The organism is Kitasatospora sp. NPDC101176 (assembly GCF_044768035.1).
Taxonomy (GTDB): Bacteria; Actinomycetota; Actinomycetes; order Streptomycetales; family Streptomycetaceae; genus Kitasatospora.
The window spans coordinates 85749-102765 of the sequence record NZ_JBIWPA010000018.1 but is presented as its reverse complement, the minus strand read 5'-3'; the positions used below and the strand labels follow the sequence as shown (position 1 = coordinate 102765).

The 17017-nt window shown below is 74.4% G+C and carries 13 protein-coding genes and 1 riboswitch; of the genes, 10 read left to right on the top strand and 3 right to left on the bottom strand.

The window, feature by feature from the left end; translation table 11 throughout:
* Window positions 1-9: 9 nt before the first annotated feature.
* The 6 genes from ACIRS1_RS23720 (at window position 10) to ACIRS1_RS23695 (ending at window position 6966) form a co-directional block, all read left to right on the top strand.
* Window positions 10-2040 carry a protein meaA gene (locus ACIRS1_RS23720; RefSeq protein ID WP_402843034.1) on the top strand — a complete coding sequence of 677 codons (2031 nt, stop codon included), beginning with the start codon at window positions 10-12 and terminating at the stop codon, window positions 2038-2040.
* A gap of 27 nt (window positions 2041-2067) precedes the next feature.
* Entirely contained in the window at window positions 2068-3030 is a 963-nt protein-coding gene (locus ACIRS1_RS23715) for a CoA ester lyase (protein ID WP_360211748.1), read from the top strand.
* A gap of 3 nt (window positions 3031-3033) precedes the next feature.
* A complete protein-coding gene (locus tag ACIRS1_RS23710) occupies window positions 3034-3537 on the top strand; it encodes a MaoC family dehydratase (protein ID WP_360211745.1) in 504 nt (167 codons plus the stop codon).
* 156 nt (window positions 3538-3693) lie between these two features.
* Window positions 3694-4896 carry an acyl-CoA dehydrogenase family protein gene (locus ACIRS1_RS23705; RefSeq protein ID WP_360211742.1) on the top strand — a complete coding sequence of 401 codons (1203 nt, stop codon included), beginning with the start codon at window positions 3694-3696 and terminating at the stop codon, window positions 4894-4896.
* 512 nt (window positions 4897-5408) lie between these two features.
* Complete coding sequence (locus tag ACIRS1_RS23700) at window positions 5409-6101, top strand: phosphatidylserine decarboxylase (protein ID WP_360211740.1); 693 nt, start codon at window positions 5409-5411, stop codon at window positions 6099-6101.
* The gene (locus tag ACIRS1_RS23695; RefSeq protein WP_387901683.1) at window positions 6088-6966 is read left to right on the top strand and encodes a CDP-alcohol phosphatidyltransferase family protein; all 879 of its coding nucleotides are present in this window, start codon (window positions 6088-6090) and stop codon (window positions 6964-6966) included. Before ACIRS1_RS23700 ends, ACIRS1_RS23695 begins: the two co-directional genes overlap by 14 nt.
* Window positions 6967-7075: 109 nt before the next feature.
* On the opposite strand, the gene ACIRS1_RS23690 is transcribed toward ACIRS1_RS23695, so the two are convergent.
* The 3 genes from ACIRS1_RS23690 to ACIRS1_RS23680 all read right to left on the bottom strand — a co-directional run bounded on the left by ACIRS1_RS23690 (window position 7076) and on the right by ACIRS1_RS23680 (window position 11217).
* A complete protein-coding gene (locus ACIRS1_RS23690) occupies window positions 7076-8398 on the bottom strand; it encodes a hypothetical protein (RefSeq protein ID WP_387901684.1) in 1323 nt (440 codons plus the stop codon).
* Between the two features lie 786 nt (window positions 8399-9184).
* Window positions 9185-10297 carry an alpha/beta hydrolase family protein gene (locus ACIRS1_RS23685; protein ID WP_402843032.1) on the bottom strand — a complete coding sequence of 371 codons (1113 nt, stop codon included), beginning with the start codon at window positions 10295-10297 and terminating at the stop codon, window positions 9185-9187.
* Window positions 10298-10506: 209 nt separating this feature from the next.
* Entirely contained in the window at window positions 10507-11217 is a 711-nt protein-coding gene (locus ACIRS1_RS23680; protein WP_402843030.1) for a transcriptional regulator, read from the bottom strand.
* A gap of 296 nt (window positions 11218-11513) precedes the next feature.
* Window positions 11514-11646, top strand: a riboswitch (cobalamin riboswitch).
* A 155-nt stretch (window positions 11647-11801) separates the two neighbouring features.
* Between ACIRS1_RS23680 and ACIRS1_RS23675 the strand changes: the two genes are divergently transcribed.
* Genes ACIRS1_RS23675 through cobO form a run of 4 tightly spaced genes read left to right on the top strand, consistent with a single transcriptional unit; the run spans window position 11802 to window position 17016 of the window.
* Window positions 11802-12782 (top strand): cobalamin biosynthesis protein, encoded by a 981-nt coding sequence (locus ACIRS1_RS23675; protein WP_360211728.1) that lies wholly within the window; start codon window positions 11802-11804, stop codon window positions 12780-12782.
* Window positions 12779-14293 (top strand): cobyric acid synthase, encoded by a 1515-nt coding sequence (locus ACIRS1_RS23670; RefSeq protein WP_402843029.1) that lies wholly within the window; start codon window positions 12779-12781, stop codon window positions 14291-14293. Before ACIRS1_RS23675 ends, ACIRS1_RS23670 begins: the two co-directional genes overlap by 4 nt.
* A complete protein-coding gene (locus ACIRS1_RS23665) occupies window positions 14290-16404 on the top strand; it encodes a putative cobaltochelatase (protein ID WP_402843027.1) in 2115 nt (704 codons plus the stop codon). Before ACIRS1_RS23670 ends, ACIRS1_RS23665 begins: the two co-directional genes overlap by 4 nt.
* A gap of 6 nt (window positions 16405-16410) precedes the next feature.
* Complete coding sequence (gene cobO, locus ACIRS1_RS23660; protein WP_360211719.1) at window positions 16411-17016, top strand: cob(I)yrinic acid a,c-diamide adenosyltransferase; 606 nt, start codon at window positions 16411-16413, stop codon at window positions 17014-17016.
* Window position 17017: the final 1 nt, after the last annotated feature.

Below are 17017 nucleotides of genomic sequence, written 5' to 3'. Positions count from 1 at the left end.
GCCCCTCCGATGACCGAGCAGCAGCAGAAGCGCGACCGGCCCTGGCTGATGCGCACCTACGCCGGACACTCCACCGCGAGCGACTCCAACGCGCTCTACCGGCGGAACCTGGCGAAGGGTCAGACCGGTCTGTCCGTGGCCTTCGACCTGCCGACGCAGACCGGCTACGACTCGGACCACATCCTCGCCCGCGGCGAGGTGGGCCGGGTCGGCGTCCCGGTCGGCCACGTGGGCGACATGCGCACCCTGTTCGACGGCATCCCGCTCGAGCAGACCAACACCTCGATGACGATCAACGCCACCGCCATGTGGCTGCTCGCGCTCTACCAGGTGGTCGCCGAGGAGCAGGGCGCCGACATCGCCCTGCTCACCGGCACCACCCAGAACGACATCGTCAAGGAGTATCTGTCGCGCGGGACGCACGTCTTCCCGCCCGGCCCGTCGGTGCGCCTGATCACCGACATGATCGCCTACACGGTCGGCAACATCCCCAAGTGGAACCCGATCAACATCTGCAGCTACCACCTGCAGGAGGCCGGCGCGACGCCCGTCCAGGAGATCGCCTACGCGATGTGCACCGCCATCTCGGTGCTCGACGCCGTGCGCGACTCCGGCCAGGTGCCGGCCGAGCGGATGGGCGACGTCGTCGCCCGGATCTCCTTCTTCGTGAACGCCGGCGTGCGCTTCGTCGAGGAGATGTGCAAGATGCGCGCCTTCGCCCAGCTGTGGGAGAAGGTCACGCTGGAGCGCTACGGCGTCCAGGACCCGAAGCAGCGCCGGTTCCGCTACGGCGTCCAGGTCAACTCGCTGGGCTTGACCGAGGCCCAGCCGGAGAACAACGTCCAGCGGATCGTGCTCGAGATGCTGGCCGTCACCCTCTCCAAGGACGCCCGCGCCCGGGCCGTCCAGCTGCCCGCCTGGAACGAGGCGCTCGGCCTGCCCCGGCCCTGGGACCAGCAGTGGTCCCTGCGGATCCAGCAGGTGCTGGCCTTCGAGTCGGACCTGCTGGAGTACGGCGACCTCTTCAACGGCTCCGAGGTGGTCGAGTCCAAGACCGCCGCGCTGCTGGCCGGCGCCGAGGCGGAGATCGCCAAGGTGCTGGAGATGGGCGGGGTGATCCCGGCCGTCGAGTCCGGCTACCTGAAGTCCAACCTGGTCGCCTCGCACGCCGCCCGCCGGGCCCGGATCGAGTCCGGCGAGGACAAGATCATCGGCGTCAACTGCTTCGACACCACCGAGGAGAGCCCGCTCACGGCTGACCTCGACACCGCGATCATGGTCGTCGACCCGGCCTCCGAGCAGTCCGTGCTGGCCGCGCTGGAGGCCTGGCGCGGCGGGCGCGACGAGGCCGCCGCGCAGGCGGCGCTGGCCGAGCTCAAGGCCGTCGCCGCCACCGACGTCAACCTGATGCAGGCCACGCTCGCCTGCGCCCGGGCCGGCGTCACCACCGGCGAGTGGTCCTTCGCCCTGCGCGAGGTCTTCGGCGAGTACCGCGCGCCCACCGGCGTCGGCGGCGCCCCGGTCGCCGTCGCTGCCGAGCCCGGCGGCGAACTGGCCGCGGTGCGCGCCGCGGTCGCCGCCACCGCCGAGGAGCTGGGCGCCGGCAAGCTGCGCCTGCTGGTCGGCAAGCCCGGCCTCGACGGCCACTCCAACGGCGCCGAGCAGATCGCCGTCCGGGCCCGCGACGCCGGGTTCGAGGTGGTCTACCAGGGCATCCGGCTGACCCCCGAGCAGATCGTCTCCGCGGCCGTCGCCGAGGACGTGCACTGCGTCGGCCTGTCGATCCTCTCCGGCGCGCACTCCGAGCTGGTCCCGGACGTCCTGCAGCGGCTGCGCCGGGCCGGGGTGCAGGATGTCCCGGTGATCGTGGGTGGCATCATCCCGGCAGCGGACGGCGAGGCCCTCAAGGCCGCCGGCGTCGCCGCCGTGTTCACCCCGAAGGACTTCGGCATCACGACCATCATCGGCCGGATCGTGGACGAGATCCGGCTCGCCAACAAGCTCCAGCCCTGGACGCCCGCACCCGCGACCACCAGCTGACCACTGGGAAGGAACCGAACGACCCTCATGACCACCACGAACCGACTGCGCCCGCGCCGCTCCTGCCTCGCCGTGCCGGGCAGCAACCCGCGCTTCCTGGAGAAGGCCCAGGGCCTCCCCGCCGACCAGGTCTTCCTCGACCTGGAGGACGCCTGCGCCCCCCTCGTCAAGGAGAGCGCCCGCCACACCATCGTCGACGCCCTCAACAACGGCGACTGGGGCGGCAAGACCAGGGTCGTCCGGGTCAACGACTGGACCACCCACTGGACCTACCGCGACGTGATCACCGTCGTCGAGGGCGCCGGCCCCAACCTCGACTGCATCATGCTGCCCAAGGTCCAGGACGCCGGGCAGATCAAGGCGCTCGACCTGCTGCTCACCCAGATCGAGAAGACCATGGGCTTCGAGGTCGGCAGGATCGGCATCGAGGCGCAGATCGAGAACGCCAAGGGCCTGATCAACGTCGACGCCATCGCCGAGGCCTCGCCCCGGCTGGAGACCATCATCTTCGGCCCGGCCGACTTCATGGCGTCCATCAACATGAAGTCCCTGGTGGTCGGCGAGCAGCCGCCCGGCTACCCGGCCGACGCCTACCACTACATCCTGATGCGCATCCTGATGGCCGCCCGCGCCAACGACCTGCAGGCCATCGACGGCCCGTACCTGCAGATCCGCAACCAGGAGGGCTACCGCGAGGTCGCCGGCCGCTCCGCCGCCCTGGGCTTCGACGGCAAGTGGGTGCTGCACCCGGACCAGGTCGCCGCCGCGAACGAGATCTACTCGCCCTCGCAGGAGGACTACGACCACGCCGAGCTGATCCTCGATGCCTACGACTACTGCACCTCCGAGGCAGGCGGCGCCAAGGGCTCCGCGATGCTCGGCGACGAGATGATCGACGAGGCCAGCCGCAAGATGGCCCTGGTCATCTCCGGCAAGGGCCGGGCCGCCGGGATGCAGCGCACCACCAAGTTCGAGATCCCGGGAGCCTGACCCATGCAGTTCGGACGCACCTACGAGGAGTTCGAGGTCGGCGCGGTCTACAAGCACTGGCCCGGCAAGACGGTCACCGAGTACGACGACCACCTCTTCTGCCTGCTCACCATGAACCACCACCCGCTCCACATGGACACCAACTATGCGGAGAAGACGACGGACTTCGGCAGGAACGTCGTGGTGGGCAACTACGTCTACTCGCTGCTGCTGGGCATGTCCGTCCCGGACGTCTCCGGCAAGGCCATCGCCAACCTGGAGATCGAGTCGCTGCGCCACGTCGCACCGACCTTCCACGGCGACACCATCTACGGCGAGACCACCGTCATCGACAAGTGGCCGTCCAAGTCGAAGAACGACCGCGGCATCGTCCACGTCGAGACCAAGGGGTACAAGCAGGACGGCACGGTCGTCTGCATCTTCCGCCGCAAGGTGATGGTGCCGACCGGGACGTACATCGAGGAGCGCGGCGGCGAGCAGCCCGGCCGCCCCACCCCGCTCTCCTGACCCCTCCTGACCCCGGACGGGTAGGCCGCCGTCATCGGCCGATCCCCACCCCGGTACCGGGGGCCCCGTCGCCACGCCGGCGGGGCCCCCGGAAATCCCCCCCCCCGGGGGGATCCACGACTTCCCCCCGACCCCCAGACCTTTCGGAGCCGCACGATGGGACGCCTCGCACAGACCGACGGCCTCACCGAGATCCAGCGGGACATCCTCGCCACCGTGCGGGATTTCGTCGACAAGGAGATCATTCCGGTCGCGACCGAGCTGGAGCACAAGGACGAGTACCCGACCGCCATCGTCGAGGGCATGAAGCAGCTCGGGCTGTTCGGCCTGACCATCCCCGAGGAGTACGGCGGCCTCGGCGAGTCGCTGCTCACCTACGCCCTGGTGGTCGAGGAGATCGCCCGCGGCTGGATGAGCGTGTCCGGCATCGTCAACACGCACTTCATCGTGGCGCACATGATCAACGCCCACGGCACCCAGGAGCAGAAGGACCACTTCCTGCCGAGGATGGCCGCCGGCGAGATCCGCGGCGCCTTCTCGATGTCCGAGCCCGGCCTCGGCTCCGACGTTTCGGCCATCTCCACCAAGGGCGTCCGGGACGGCGACTGCTACGTCCTCAACGGCCAGAAGATGTGGCTCACCAACGGCGGCACCTCCACCCTCGTCGCGGTCCTGTGCAAGACCGACGAGGGCGGCAACACGCCGTACAAGAACATGACCACCTTCCTGATCGAGAAGGAGGCCGGTTTCGGCCCGAACCCGAAGGTTCCCGGCCTGACCGTGCCCGGCAAGATCGAGAAGATGGGCTACAAGGGCGTCGACACCACCGAGCTCGTCCTGCAGGACGTCCGGATCCCGGCCGACCGCGTCCTCGGCGGCGTGCCCGGCCGCGGCTTCTACCAGATGATGGACGGCGTCGAGGTCGGCCGCGTCAACGTCGCCGCCCGCGGCTGCGGCGTCGCCCGCCGCGCCTTCGAGCTCGGCATCTCCTACGCCCAGCAGCGCTCCACCTTCGGCAAGAAGATCGCCGAGCACCAGGCCATCCAGTTCAAGCTCGCCGAGATGGCCACCAAGGTCGAGGCCGCCCACCAGATGATGGTCATGGCCGCCCGCAAGAAGGACAGCGGCGAGCGCAACGACCTCGAGGCCGGCATGGCCAAGTACCTCGCCTCCGAGTACTGCAAGGAGGTCGTCGAGGACGCCTTCCGCATCCACGGCGGCTACGGCTTCTCCAAGGAGTACGAGATCGAGCGGCTCTACCGCGAGGCCCCGATGCTGCTCATCGGTGAAGGAACTGCGGAGATCCAGAAGATGATCGTCGGACGCCGGCTCCTGGAGGAGTACCGGATCGCCGACTGAGCATCCGGTCGACCCGGCCGGACGCGTGGCCCCCGGGCCGCCGCGGACGGCCGGGTCGGCCCCTCCGAACCGCCGGTCGACGGGCGTGCGGGCCCGTCCCGGCACCCCGCCGTGCCCACCACGGCCCCGGCCTGGTCCGCCTGGGGTCCGGCACGGCCCGCCGGAAGCGGCCGCAGGGCGTACAGCTGCAACGACGCGCCCTGCGGCCGCTTCCGCACACCCTCGACAGGGCGCGTACGGGCCGCTCCGCCCCCCGGGTTCCGCCGGCACCCCCGCTGAGACAAGAGTCACCAGCCGCGTCCGGTCCCTTGGGAACCGGACCGGGTCGAGCTACGGTCGTAGGGGTGGGACGCGCAGACGCGCCTCCCCCGGACACATGAACGAGCAGGCGGGTTGCCCACCCACCGTGTGCTCCCGATAGCATCCACCGGGACAGCAAGCCGTCCCTCTATTACCCGATCCCGCGGTGGCCCCCGTCCAGCGGCCATGATCCCCCGCGACAAAGGTCTTCGATGCCCATCAGCCCGTCCCCTCACTCCTCCGTCACGGACCGCGATGCCCTCGCAGCCACGACGGCCGGTCGGCGACCCCGCGTGACCATCGCGCGCGGAGCCACCCCCTGGTTCGTCCCCACCCTCGCCACGGCCGCCGTGACCACCGCCCTCACCCGGCGCAGCGGCAAGTGGGCCCTGGCGGCGGTTCCCGCCTGCGCGCTCGGCGCCGGCATGCTGTGGTTCTTCCGCGACCCCGAGCGTGAGATCGGCACGGGCAGAGTGATCTCGCCCGCCGACGGCGTGGTGCAGAGCATCGACGCCTGGCCGGACGGCCGCACCCGGGTCGCGATCTTCATGAGCCCGCTCAACGTCCACGTCAACCGCGCGCCGCTGCCCGCCACGGTGACCTCCGTCGAGCACGTCGCCGGAGGCTTCGTCCCGGCGTTCAACAAGGACAGCGACCAGAACGAGCGGGTCGTCTGGCACTTCGACACCGAGCTCGGCGACATCGAGATGGTGCAGATCGCGGGGGCCGTGGCCCGCCGCATCGTGCCGTACGTGGCCGCCGGTACCAAGGTCGAGCAGGGCGACCGGATCGGCCTGATCCGGTTCGGCTCCCGGGTCGACACCTACCTGCCGGCCGGCGTCGAGGTCGGCGTCGAGGTCGGCCAGAAGACCACAGCCGGGGTGACGCGCCTTGACCGTGACTGATCCTGAGACAATCGTCGGCCTGGACGACGAGGAGACGGCCCTGCGCCGCCGCCGCTGGGCGCGCGACCGCGAGCTGCGCGCCCCGCGCTCTCCCCAGCACCTGTCCACCGCCGACTTCCTGACCCTGGGGAACGCCGTCTGCGGCTTCCTGGCGATCTACTCGATCACCACCGGGGTCCTCGTCCCGCACATCACCAACCCGGACGCCGCACCCGACCGGCACAGCGCCGCCACCGCGGTGACCCTGCTGCTCATCGGCTCGATGTGCGACCTCTTCGACGGCCTGGTGGCGCGCAAGCTGCGCTCCTCCGCCCTCGGAGCGGAACTCGACAACCTGGCCGACCTGATCAGCTTCGGCATCGCGCCGGCCTACTTCGTCGCGGTCTGGGGCATGGTCTCCCAGGGCTCCAACAGCAAGCTCTCGGCGCTGATCGCGCTGACCGTGCTGCTCGCGGTCGTCCTGCGGCTGGCCCGTTTCTCGGCCGTGAAGATGCGGCCCGGGGTGTTCCAGGGCATGCCCTGCCCGATGGGCGCGATGACGGTCATCGCCATCGTGCTGCTCGACCCGCCGTTCCTGCCCGGTCTGCTCGCCATCTTCGGCGCGGCGTACCTGATGGTCAGCCGGATCGAGTACCCGAAGCCGCAGGGGCTGCTGGCCACCGCGACGCTCTGCTGGATCGTCGTCTCGATCGGCTGCCTGGCGGCCTGGGCCACCGGTCTGCCCGGTGGCGACGCGCTGATGCACGTCGGCGCGTTCGCCCAGATCACGCTCGCCGCGATGGCCCCGCTGCTGGTCATCCGGCGCAAGGTCGGGCAGAAGGTCGGCGACGTCCGCGCCCGGCGGGCGGAGTCCCGGCTCGGCTGAGCCCGCCCCGGGAACGACGGAAGGGCCCCGGATCCACCAGGATCCGGGGCCCTTCCCGTTGTGCTCCGTCCGGGCGCCGCGCCACGCGTGGCCCGGTGCGGACGCCGGGCTACGCGCCGCCGGTGTGGACGCTGAAGGCCGAACGGCGGGCCGCCCGCGCCACGCCCGGATCCGGGTGCACGCCCGAGACCGCCGTCAGCACCGAGGCCGCCCGCGGGTGCCCCGACTGCCGGGCCCGGGCGAACAGCCGCACCGGATCACCCGCCGAGGCGCCCTCGACGTGGCCCACCAGCAGCTCCGTCTCGCCGTGGTCCAGCACCGCCGCCGCGGTGTCCACCCACAGCCAGGCCGCGTCCTCGGCCCCCAGCACGTCCGCCGGGGACACCCCCTCGTCGGCCCGCTCGGCCAGCCACAGCAGCGCGTAGGGGCGCAGCACCGGCTCGTCGACCGCCGCCCGCACCGCCTGCTCGGCCGGGCCCCCGGCCACCCGCAGCGCCTCGAAGGCCAGCCCGCGCACCAGCGCGTCGTCCCCCTGCGCGGCGTCCAGCAGCTCCGCCACCGCGCGGTCCGCCGGACGGGCCGCCACCCAGGCGCGGAACTCCGCCCGGGCCGGGCCCGGCGAGTAGTCCGCGCAGGCGTTCAGCAGCTCGAAGGCGCTCTGCTCGATGTGCCCGGCCGCGGTCTGCGCGACGGTGCAGATCTCCTCCAGCTTCGCCCGCACCGCCCAGTGGCCCAGCGGCGACAGCTCGGCCGCGTCGTCCCGGCGCTCCACCGCGCCGACGGCCGTCAGGCCGTCCAGCATCCAGTCCAGGACGGCGGCGACGTCGGCGGGCGACGGCGGGGTGTCGATCTGCGGCTCCCGGCAGGTGCCGCGGACGGCCGACACGGCGGAGGCCGCGTGCGGCACCGGCGACAGGCCGGAACCGTCCGTCCCGCCCACCCGGCGCTCGTCCAGACCGCGGCGCAGCAGCTCCAGCAGCTCGCTGTCCGCCACCGGGGCGGCCACCAGGTGCAGGAAGGAGAGCAGTTGCGGGGCCTGGTCCACGGCCTGGCCGGCCAGCACCGCGAACACGCCGCGCAGGGCGGCCGGCGGCACCGGGGCGAGCAGCGTCCAGGCGTCGAACAGCGCGGACCAGCCGCGCACCACCGCCTCGTCGTCGTGCTCCCAGGCGTGCAGGCGCCAGCCCGGCCCGGCACCGCCGTCGCGGGCCTCGACCAGGCCGACCAGCAGGGCCTGACCCCACGCCTTGGTGGCGGCGCCGACCGTCATGGCCAGCGCCCGGCCGGCCGCGCGGGCGTCGTCCGGCAGCAGCTCGCCGCGCTTGTCGACCTCCTCCAGCTCGCCCGCCCAGCGGGCGATCCGGACGGCGTCCACCAGCATCCGGCGAGCCAGCGGCGCCAGCTCGGCCGGCGCCGGGAAGCCCTCGGGCACCGGGACCCGGCCGCGACCGGGCGCAGGAGCCGGACCTCGTCGGCGGGGTACCCCGGCCCCGCCCGGCCTGCCACCGGCGGGCCGGTGGGCCGTACCGGGGAGACGGGTCACCGTCGCACCGGTACCGATCGTCGGCGGGAGCGGGGCATCACGGTCGCGCGGATTCCGAGACGTCACGTCGAGCAGTCTTCCCCTTGTACCGGCCTTCTGTCACATCCGGTTGGCCGTACGGACGGGCTGTCGTCCACAGCACCTCCACAAGATCGGGCAACAGAGGCAAACCGCCTGGCCGGAAACGTGTGGCGGGGCCATGCCAGCCTGGTGGGAGGGCCTCGGCGCCGGTCGCGCTCCCCGTCCGTCCGGTCACTTTCCGTGCCCGTCGACCACCCCGGCACCGGCCGCGGCGAGGATCTTCGGGGACGATTGACGGCGTTTGCCGATCATGCGGGTGACGGTGTGGAAATCCGGCTGAAACGGCATTCCTCACCCGTCCGGAACCGGCCGCCGCGAGGAATTCCGGAGCCGCCGGAACGGCCTGGCGCGACCACCGGGAATGGCGTGGAAAGTCGGCCCGGCCGACTTTCCGCACACGGCCGACGAGGGCCGGCAGGGAGCGGGTGCCGTCGGAAGTCGGCCGTTCGAACGACACCGGCCCCGGGGTGCCGCCGGCCGCGTCCACCCCGCCATTCCACCCCGCCTTTCCGCAGCCGCCTTTGCGCGCCGACGTTTCCGCGCCCCCCGCGCCTCCCGCGGGCGGCCGCGGGGGGCGGTCGCCGCCCGGACGGATCAGAGCAGGGGGGTGAGCCAGCGGCGCAGGAGTTCGGTGTAGTGGGTGGGGGCCGAGTTCCAGAGCGCGGCGTGGTCGGCCCCCGGGAAGGTTTGCAGGCTGACCACGTCCTGGCGGAGCCCGGCGAGGCGCTCCGCGCTGCGGAAGGGCGCGAGCTGGTCGTCCGGGCTGTGCATCAGGAGGGTGGGCACCCGCAGGTCGGCACCCTCGGCGATCCGGGTGAAGTCGGCGAGGTCGACCCCCGTGCGGCCCTCCGCGGCCAGCGCGCCGAGCTCGGCGGCGGGGCCGGTGTACCCGGCCCGCGCGGCGCGGCGGCGGGCGGTGGCGGGCAGGTCCAGGACGGGCGAGTCCAGCACGATCCCGCTGATCGCGTGCGCCCAGGAGGAGCGGGCCGCCGCCTGCAGGACCATGGTGGCGCCCACCGACCAGCCGTACAGGATGACCCGGCCGGCCCCGTTGTCCAGCGCCAGGCGCATCGCCGACTCGACGTCGCGCCACTCCGTCTCGCCGAAGTGGCTGAGCCCGTCCGGCGAGGCCGGGGCGCCCTCGTCACCCCGGTAGGTGACCGCCAGGGCGGGCATCGAGAGCCGGTCCAGGACGGGGAGCACCGGGAGGGTCTGCTGCCGGTCGCCGCCGGGGCCGTGCACCAGGATCACCCAGGTGCCGCGCTTGCCGTCGAGGAACCAGACCGGCAGCGCGCCGAGCTCGCCGTCCGCGGCGGTCTCGCGGTACGGGAGGCCGAGCGCCGCGGTCGGGTCGCCGAGGTGGACGCGCGGGGTGAAGCGGACCTCGGTGCCGGGCGTGAGGGTGCCGCGGTCGGCGCGCAGGAGCTTGCGGGTCACGCCCTGCTCGTCGCTGTGCAGGACGTCCTCGACGACGGCGTGGCCGTGGTCGTCCCACTCGACCGCCCAGCGGCCCGGGCGCAGGCTCGCGGGGCGCCGGGTGAAGGTGATCCGGCCGGCCGCCAGGCTCTGCACCAGGACGGGGCCGGAGCCCTCGACGGCGGCGGCCGGGCGGACCGTCCGTTCGGAGGCCCGGCGGCCGATGACCAGGACGGCGGCCCCGGCACCGACGGCGGCGGCGGCCACGACGGCCGCGGTTCCCCAACGCATATCGCTCCCCGCTCTGACGGTCGGACGGTCTTGGACCGGACGGTGTTCGAGCACCAGTTCACCGGGAGGGCGGCCGGGCGGCCACCGGGCTGGGCCGTCCGGGGCACGGCGGGGCGGCCGGCGGGGGTGTGGGCGGCGGGCGGGAGGCGGGCGGGCTGGAGGGGTACGGGCGGCGGTTCGGCGCGGGCGGGCGGGGGCGGGCCGCGGCGTCAGACCGGGATGTCGGTCCGGCGCCGCCCGAGCAGCTCCCAGAAGCGCTCCGCCAACGGCTGCTCGCGGACCGGGTCCGGCGCCGCGGCGGCCGGGGAGCCCCAACTGCCGCTGCCCCAGTGGGAGGAGACCTGGTTCTCCTGCTGGAGGGCCGTCAGCACGGCCGCCAGGTCGTCCTCGTGGACCGGCACGATACGGGCGACGGCCCGGACGTGGGCCTGCCAGCGGCCGTCCACGCACTGGCGCAGGCACCGGTCGAGCTCCTCGCGGCGGCCGGTGACGTCGACGAGCTCGCGCAGCCGCAGGCCGAGCACCTGGGCGAGCGCGTGGGTCTGGGCCTCGTCGCCGTCCCACCGGCCGGTCAGCTCGGCGTCCTGGTAGCGGCGCAGGGCGACCCCGATCCGGCGGGCGGCGGCGTCCTGGTGGAGTTCGCGGGCGACCCGGAAGTCCCGCAGCCGGGTGGGGCGGGTGCCCATCAACTGGACGGCGGGGCACCAGAGCGCGCGGGCCAGCGCGATGAACTCCTCCTCGGTCGGCCGCAGCTCGCCGCTCTCCCAGGCGAGGACGTGGGTGGGCAGCAGGCGGACGCCGTGCGCGGCCATCCCGCCGACGACCTGGTCGGGGGTCAGGCCGAGGCCGGCCCGGTGGGCTCGGGCGGCGCCCGGCGAGAACGGCACCGGGGGCAGGGCGGGGGGCTGTCTGCGTCGCATGGGAACGAACGGTAGGTGCGGGTGGCGGCCGGCCCCAGCCGCCGAACACACGAAGCGGCCCTGGAGGTCCCTACGGACCGCTGGACGATCGCACAGGGTGTCATGCCCCTGCGGGCGGGCGGATCGGAGGTACCGACGGAGGTGCCGGCGCGGGCCCCGCCGCCCGTCGCCGCCGCCCGGCCGGGAGCCCGCGGGCGCCCCGCGGCCCCCGGTCCCGTGTGACCAACCCCTCCGTGACCTCGGTTGACTCCCGGTTCGGCCGCGTGATGGGATCCGGGGGCCAAACGGAGGCATGCAGAGGAAGCCGGTGCGAGTCCGGCGCGGTCCCGCCACTGTCACCGGGGAGCACGCTCGGCAGGTTGCCACGGCGCGCCGTCAGAAGCCGCTGGAAGGCCCGGGGGTGCGTCCGACCCGGAAGCCAGGAGACTCTCGCCCCCGCTACGTCGAGCCAGGGCGCGGACCCTGAGTGAGGACACGCACGCGATGCAGGCTGCCCCGCCCCGCCGGACCCGACGCTGCCTTCCGCCACACCCCCCGGTCCCGCCGCACCCGGCCGCCGCCCCCGCGAACCCGCCGCACCCGACGTGCGCCCGCTGACCCGCGCGGCGGCGTTCGCGCTGGGCGCCCTCGCGGGCTACGCCGCCGACGCCCGCTACGCCGACCCCCGCCGCGGCCACCCGGTGGCCGTCTTCGGCTCCGCCGCGGCCCGGCTCGAGCGCCGGCTCTGGCGGGACGACCGGGCGACCGGCGCCGGCTACACGGCCCTGTGCGCGGGCACCGTGGCCGCCGCCGCGGTGGCCCTGGACCGCACCGCGGGCCGGCGCCCGCTCGGCCGCGCGGCCCTGGCCGCCGCCGCGACCTGGACGGTGCTCGGCGGCACCTCGCTGACCCGGGAGGCCCGCACCATCGGCCGCTCGCTGGCCGCGGGCGACCTGACGGCGGCCCGGGCCCGGCTGCCGCACCTGTGCGGGCGCGACCCGAGCGCGCTGGACGAGCAGCAGATCGCCCGCGCGGTGGTCGAGTCGGTGGCCGAGAACACCGCCGACGCCGTCGTCAACGCGCTCGTCTGGGGCGCGCTGGCGGGCACGCCGGGGCTGCTGGCGTTCCGCGCGGTGAACACCCTGGACGCCATGGTCGGCCACCGCTCGCCGCGCCACGCCCGGTTCGGCTGGGCCTCGGCCCGGCTGGACGACGTGGCGGGCTGGCCGGGCGCCCGGCTGACCGCCCTGCTGACCGTCGCCGCCGCGCCGCAGCCGCGCACCGCCTGGCGGGTCTGGCGCCGGGACGGCTCGGCGCACCCGAGCCCGAACGCCGGCCAGGCCGAGTCCGCCTTCGCGGGCGCGGTCGGCGTCCGGCTGGGCGGCACCCTGCAGTACGGCGAACGGGTCGAGCACCGACCCGTCCTGGGCGCCGAACTGCGGCCGGTCACGGTGGACGACATCGAGCGGGCCTGCGTGCTCTCCCGGCGGGTGGGCGCGCTGGCCCTGGGTACGACCGTGGCGGGGCACGTCGCACTGCGACTGCTGGCCGGCCGCGGAAGCAGAAGCGGAAAGGGACGGGCATGAGCAACGCGCTGCTGGTCGCAGGGACGACCTCGGACGCGGGCAAGAGCGTGGTGACGGCGGGCATCTGCCGCTGGCTGGCCCGCCGCGGGGTCGCGGTGGCGCCGTTCAAGGCGCAGAACATGTCGCTGAACTCCTTCGTCACCGCCGACGGCGCCGAGATCGGCCGGGCCCAGGCGATGCAGGCGCAGGCCGCCCGGGTGGAGCCGGAGGCGGCCATGAACCCGGTGCTGCTCAAGCCCGGCGCCGACGGCCGCAGCCAGGTCGTGCTGCTCGGCCGGCCGGTCGCCGAGGTCGGTGCGCTGGACTACCGCGAGCGCAAGCCCGTCCTGCTGGAGCGGGCCCTGGAGTGCCTGGCGGACCTGCGCCGCCGCTACGACGTGGTGGTCTGCGAGGGCGCCGGCTCGCCCGCAGAGATCAACCTGCGCGACCGGGACATCGCCAACATGGGCCTGGCCACCGCGGCCGGACTGCCCGTGGTGGTGGTCGGCGACATCGACCGCGGCGGCGTCTTCGCGGCCATGTACGGGACGCTGGCGCTGCTGTCCGCGGAGGACCAGCGGCACGTGGCCGGCTGGTTCGTCAACAAGTTCCGCGGCGACGCCCGACTGCTCGCCCCCGGGCTGGAGATGCTCCACGGGCTGACCGGCCGCCCGGTGCTGGGCACCCTGCCGATGCTGCCGGGCCTGTGGCTGGACGCCGAGGACTCGCTGGACCTGTCGACCGTGGTGGACCGGGTGGACGGCCGCGGCCCGCTCGGAGCGGACGTGCTGCGGGTGGCCGTGGTGCGCTTCCCCCGGCTCTCCAACTTCACCGACGTGGACGCGCTCGCGCAGGAGCCGGGCGTGCTGGTGCGCTGGGCGACCCGGCCGGAGGAGCTGGCCGACGCCGACCTGGTGGTGCTGCCCGGCACCCGGGCCACCGTCGCCGACCTGGCCTGGCTGCGCGAGCGCGGCCTGGAACCGGCGCTGAAGGCCCGCGCGGCGGCCGGGCTGCCGGTGCTCGGGGTCTGCGGCGGCTACCAGATGCTGGCGGGCTCGATCGTCGACGAGGTGGAGTCCGGGGCCGGCGAGGTCGCCGGTCTCGGGCTGCTGCCGACGCGCGTGCGGTTCGGCGCCGAGAAGGTGCTCGGCCGGCCGGTCGGCGAGGCGTACGGGCACCGGGTCGAGGGCTACGAGATCCACCACGGGGTGGTCGAGGTGGAGGGCGGCGAGCCCTTCCTGGACGGCTGCCGGGTCGGCCAGGTCTGGGGCACCACCTGGCACGGCGCGCTGGAGAACGACGGGTTCCGCCGCGAACTCCTGCGCGAGGTCGCCGCATCGGCGGGCCGCGCGTTCGTGCCCGCGCCGGACACGTCCTTCGCCGAGGCGCGCGAGGCCCGGCTGGACCGGCTGGGCGACCTGATCGAGGAGCACGCGGACACCGACGCGCTCTGGAAGCTGATCGAGGGCGGGGTGCCGGCGGCCGGATCGCTGCCGTTCCTGGCGCCCGGGGCACCTGGGGAGTATGCATGAGTGACGTCCGCTATCCGTTCACCGCGATCGTCGGCATGGCCGACCTGCGCCTCGGGCTGCTGCTCAACGCGGTCTCCCCGGCCGTGGGCGGCGTGCTCGTGCGCGGCGAGAAGGGCACCGCGAAGTCGACGATGGTGCGCGCCCTGGCCGGCCTGCTGCCGTCCATCGCCGCCGTCGACGGCTGCCGCTTCGCCTGCGACCCGGCCGGGCCGGACCCGCAGTGCCCCGACGGCCCGCACCCGGCCGCCGGCAGCCACGAACGCCCTTCCCAGCTGGTCGAGTTGCCGGTCGGCGTGGCCGAGGACCGGATCGTCGGCTCGCTCGACCTCGAGCGGGCGCTGGCCGAGGGCGTCAAGGCGTACGAGCCGGGGCTGCTCGCCAAGGCGCACCGCGGCGTGCTCTACATCGACGAGGTCAACCTGCTGCAGGACCACGTGGTGGACCTGCTGCTGGACGCCGCCGCGATGGGCCGCTCCTACGTCGAGCGCGAGGGCGTGTCGGTGCGGCACGCGGCCCGCTTCCTGCTGGTCGGCACGATGAACCCGGAGGAGGGCGAGCTGCGGCCGCAGCTGCTCGACCGCTTCGGCCTCACCGTCGAGATCGCCGCCACCCGGGAGCCCGCCGAGCGGGCCGAGGTGGTCCGCCGCCGGCTCGCCTACGACGCGGACCCGGCCGGCTTCGCCGCGCGGTTCGCCGAGGACGAGCGGGCGCTCGCCGGGCGCATCACCGCCGCCCGGGAGCTGCTCCCGGAGGTCGAGCTGACCGACACCGCACTGCGGCAGATCACCGCGGTGTGCGCCGCGTTCGAGGTGGACGGGCTGCGCGCCGACATCGTGATGGCCCGCACCGCCGTCGCGCTCGCCGCCTGGGACGGACGCACGGAGGTGCTGGAGGAGGACGTCCGCAAGGCCGCCCGGCTGGCCCTGCCGCACCGGCGCCGCCGCAACCCCTTCGACGCCCCGGGGCTGGACGAGGAGCAGCTGGAACGGACGCTGGAGGAGCACGCCCAGCCGGAGACCGAGCCCGAACCCGAACCGGAGGGCGACGGCCCCGACGGCGGCGACCCGGACGGGGACGGCCCGGACGGCGGCAGTGACGGCGGCCCGGGCGACGGCGGCCCCGACGGCGGCGGCGCACCCGAGCCGACCGGCGACGCGGCCCCGGAGACCTCCGCCCCGGAGCCCGCCCCCGCGGACGCCCCGGCGGAGGCCGGAGCACCCGAGCCGCAGCCCGTCCCGGCCCAGCACCCCGCCCCCGCCCGGGAGTCGGCGCCGGTCGCGGCCGGCGACCCGTACCGGACCCGGCTGTTCACCGTCCAGGGCACCGGCCGCGGCGCCCAGGGCCGCCGCTCCCCCGCCGAGACCAGCGCCGGCCACACCGTGCGCGCCCGCCGGCCGCAGGGCACCCTCAGCCGGCTGCACCTCACCGCCACCCTGCAGGCCGCCGCGCCGCACCAGGTCGCCCGCGGGCGCGACGGCCGCGCCCTGGTGCTGCACAAGGACGACTTCCGGGAGCAGGTGCGCCGCGGCCGCGAGTCCAACCTGGTGCTGTTCGTCGTGGACGCCTCCGGCTCGATGGCGGCCCGGCAGCGGATGACCGCCGTCAAGGGCGCCGTGCTGTCCCTGCTGATGGACGCCTACCAGCGCCGCGACAAGATCGGCATGATCACCTTCCGCGGCACCGGCGCCGAGCTGGCCCTGCCGCCCACCTCGTCCGTGGAGGTCGGCGCCGCCCGGCTGGAGTCGCTGCCCACCGGCGGCCGGACCCCGCTGGCCGCCGGGCTGCTGCGCGCGCACGAGGTGCTGCGGGTGGAACGGCTCCGCGACCCCGACCGCCGGCCGCTGCTGGTCCTGGTGACCGACGGCCGCGCCACCGGCGGACGCGACGCGCTCGCCGACTCCCGGCGCGCCGCCGGGCTCCTCGCCGCCCAGCGCACCGCCAGCGTCGTGCTGGACTGCGAGTCCGGCCCCGTCCGCCTCGGCCTCGCCCGCACCCTGGCCGGGCTGCTCGGCGGCAGCGCCGTCAGCCTGGACGAGCTGCGCGCCGAGGGCGTCGCCTCGCTCGTCCGCGCCAACCGACCCGTCACCACCTCGATGCGAAAGGCGGCCTGAGCCGACATGCCCAAGGGTGTCCCCGAAAGCGTCCCCGACGACGGCCTGACGACCCGCCAGCGCCGTACCCAGCCGATCACCGCCGTGCACACCGGCCCCGGGAAGGGCAAGTCCACGGCCGCCTTCGGCATGGCGCTGCGGGCCTGGAACCAGGGCTGGTCGGTCGGGGTGTTCCAGTTCGTGAAGTCCGCCAAGTGGAAGGTCGGCGAGGAGAACGCACTGCGCGTCCTCGGCGCCTCCGGCGAGGGCGGCACCGTCGACTGGCACAAGATGGGCTCCGGCTGGTCCTGGATCCAGCGCTCCGCCGAGCAGGAGATGACCAGCGAGGAGGCGGCCAAGGAGGGCTGGGAGCAGGTCAAGCGCGACCTCGCCGCCGAGACCTACCGCTTCTACGTGCTGGACGAGTTCACCTACCCGATGCACTGGGGGTGGATCGACCCGGCCGAGGTGGTGGCCGTGCTCGAGGACCGCCCCGGCAGCCAGCACGTCGTCATCACCGGCCGGTACGCACCCGAGGCGCTGACCGGCGCCGCCGACCTGGTCACCGAGATGACCAAGGTGAAGCACCCCATGGACGCCGGCCGCAAGGGCCAGCGCGGTATCGAGTGGTAGC